The 2,936-nt window shown below is 54.8% G+C and carries 4 protein-coding genes; 3 read left to right on the forward strand and 1 reads right to left on the reverse strand.

The window, feature by feature from the left end; genetic code table 11:
- Both FJY67_11800 and FJY67_11805 read left to right on the forward strand, forming a co-directional pair.
- A partial coding sequence (locus FJY67_11800) for a T9SS type A sorting domain-containing protein (GenBank protein MBM3330133.1) occupies nucleotides 1-204 on the forward strand: 204 nt, incomplete at its 5' end.
- 158 nt (nucleotides 205-362) lie between these two features.
- Nucleotides 363-848, forward strand: coding sequence for a hypothetical protein (locus tag FJY67_11805; protein MBM3330134.1), 486 nt, complete (start codon nucleotides 363-365; stop codon nucleotides 846-848).
- Here the strand turns inward: FJY67_11805 and FJY67_11810 are convergent.
- On the reverse strand, nucleotides 842-1,150 hold the full coding sequence (locus tag FJY67_11810; protein ID MBM3330135.1) for a hypothetical protein: 309 nt from the start codon (nucleotides 1,148-1,150) through the stop codon (nucleotides 842-844). The genes FJY67_11805 and FJY67_11810 overlap by 7 nt on opposite strands.
- A gap of 186 nt (nucleotides 1,151-1,336) precedes the next feature.
- Between FJY67_11810 and FJY67_11815 the strand changes: the two genes are divergently transcribed.
- The coding region (locus tag FJY67_11815; protein MBM3330136.1) for a hypothetical protein at nucleotides 1,337-2,936 on the forward strand (1,600 nt) is incomplete at its 3' end.

Here is a 2,936-nt window from a genome sequence, read left to right on the forward strand (position 1 = left end):
GGGGGTCTCTTGCCGGTCCGGCTCAGCCTTTATGCGATAGACGGCAGAGAAGTCCTCCGTCTTCACGACGGCCCTCTATCCCCGGGAAGCCATACTTTCTCACTTTCAGACTTTCAGACTTTCACACCTCCCTCCGGCATCTATTTCCTGCGCCTTCAGGCCGGCACCAAATCCCTCGCTGTCAAGGCGGTCATGATGAGGTAGCCTTGCAGGACGTTTCATGGGTGTTAGCGTAGGGGCCGAAGCCGCCGTAGGCGCTTCGTGCCCGTTTGCAGGGTGGCGGAATGGCTCGTATCTGCGGGCAACTATTTTTGGGCGGGCTCGCAAAAACCCTTGACATCTTCCTCTTGCAGCCGTATTTTGTGAAAACCTTGCCTCGGGCTACGGCTCGGGCTACGGCTCGGGCTCAACGTCAACCCTATTCATCAGGAAAGACAATGGCTCGAAGCAACTCTCTCTCCTGCGCGCTCCTCGCGCTGCTCGCAATCGTCTGCCTCTTCGCCGCGCCGTCGGAGGCGTGGGCAACGGATTTGGACTTCGAAATGGATATTCAATGGAATGATGTCGATCCGTATGACGTTGAGGCGGAGGTTCAACTCCTGAATGCCGCTGGTCAAGCGGTCACTGAGTGGAAGAAAATGACCCCAAACGCCCAAGCTACCCTCTACACCCTAACCATCGAGGGTGTTCCCTCCAGCGCCGACACCGCGCGATTCCGGTGGAGAAATCCCGATAACAGAGAATGGGGCGGAATGGATATCGTCGGCTTTCCGAATGCGGATCCAGTCATTGCGGAGCCATCCTTGAATTGGAGCGGTTTGACCATAAATGATGTTTTCGTTCAGTAGAAGCCCTTGAGTTCGGCCAGGCCAGCAGAATCATGAATTTGCCAATCAAACCATACTGCGGTGGATGGTTCGATTCGAGAATCTGGTGCAGATGCGGAATGGCGCTTGCAACTTGGAGCCTGTTCAGCATAGGCGCCATTGCCCAGCCTGAAATCGACCTGCTGCGCCATTATAATATATCGGGCAATGATTACTTTACCGACCTCTACTTCATGGAGAATGGCGATTTCGTGCTCACCGCAAGAAGCAACAATGTGGGCAGTGTAACCAGACTCGATGCGGAAGGCCGCATTGGATGGCATGCACCTCTGGGCGACATATGGCTTCACTCAATAATCGAGGCAGATGATGGAGATTTGCTGGCCGCGGGTAGTGTAGGCCCTTCCCCGAGGGAGAGTATTGCATTTGTTGTTCGCATCAGTGGAGACGGGGAGGATGAAAGATGGCGTGCTGAATTTGGCCCAACCGCATTTTCAGGTATAATTGAGTTGAAAAGCGGAGAATTCGTCCTTTGCGGAACCAATTCTGGCGATGCAGGGCGGCTGGTCTGTATAGATGGAAATGGAGATCGAATTTGGGATCGCCAATACTTTGCAGGAGAAATGGGTTCGCTCCATCTCTATGCCCTTCGCGAAACTGTTGACGGAATCATAGCGGTTGGCCGCGGGTACCCATCGGGCTGGATCCTAAAAGTTGACTTTGATGGTGAGCAAACTTGGGCGAGAGTTTATGCCGCTCCTAATGGCAGAAGCTTTCATTCGATAGTTTCAGTTCCGGAAGGCGGCTTCGCTTTAGGCGGCATCTATTCTCAGCGGTGGGAATGGGGCGGACTTTGGCCCTATATGACCTTGACTCGAGTTGACGACGCTGGCGAAATAGAGATTGACCGAATCTATTCAGAACGGGATAATCCAGGGCATCAAAATGCTGGAATAGCGCGGCTGCCGGATGGATTCATCATTGTCGGATGGCAATATCCCAATCTCTTCAGGGGGGAAATGCTACGTCGCTCCTATCCCCTCGCCATCCGAACCACCCTAAATGGTGTCGTGGTCTGGCGAAAGGACTTTAGCCAAATAGTCGAAGCTGAAGGTATGGGTAACGTTTTGAGCAACCGTCTAGGCTCGGTCATCGCTCTCCCGAACAACGTCATCGTCGCCTGCGGTTCGATGGTGAGCAATGAAGAAGAAAACGGCGACGACGCTATCATCGTCCGCCTCGAACCCGACATCCTCGGTCCGGTCGTCTTCCACAAGGAACCCGAAGACTCCCTCCTTAAAGTCCTCCCCGGCGAAACCATCGACTTCCTCATCCGCGCCCGCAACCAGCAGGGCGAGGAAATGTCCTACCAGTGGACCTACCGCGACACCGTCCGCTCGCAAGATACTTCCTGCACTATCCGATTTAACGAAAGAGGCACCTTCCCGGTCGTATGCCGGGTTAACGCGGGTGAGTGGTCGGTCGAGGTCGTTTGGACGGTTGAAGTTGCTGACCTCTTCATCGCCTCCCACACCCCCGACACCCTATCCCTCACCGTCCAACGCAACAGCGAGATAGACTTCACTCTCGACTCCGTCGCCTACATTGGGGATAGTGAGAATCTCCGGTATGAGTGGATGATCTACGACTCTGCGGCGGTGAGGTGGGAGGAGGTGGCAGGGGATGACCGGATCGGAATCCGGTCCTACGCGTTCGCCCGGACCGGTGGGTATGCCCTGAAAGCCAAAGTCCTCGACCCGAACGTCGATCCCGTGCCTGCAGACAGCGTCCAATGGGCGATTCAGGTGCGCGGCGTCATACGAGCCTTTGAGCCGAATCTTCCCGAAATATCCCTCGAGCCGCGACAGGAAGCGACCTTTGAGTTGATTCCCTTCAATGCCAACAACGACTCGATTCAGTTCTGGTGGACGCTGGACGGGGAAGAAGATACACTGTCAATAGAGTCCATATTGTCCATATCTTTTTCTGACACCGGCAGATACGTCGTGAGCGGATATGCGAGGGAGCGAGTAAGCGAGGAGGAGTGGGAGGAGGATGTGCAAGTTTGGGTTGTCAATGTCCATTCTCTAAGCGCTGGACTGGATCCCC

This window comes from Calditrichota bacterium, assembly GCA_016867835.1.
In the GTDB taxonomy this organism is placed as follows: domain Bacteria; phylum Electryoneota; class AABM5-125-24; order Hatepunaeales; family Hatepunaeaceae; genus VGIQ01.

Coding starts and splice junctions, on each gene's coding strand:
- FJY67_11810 (MBM3330135.1), bottom strand. CDS start 1,150: ATGCCATCCAATGCGGCCTTCCGCATCGAGTCTGGTTACACTGCCCAC.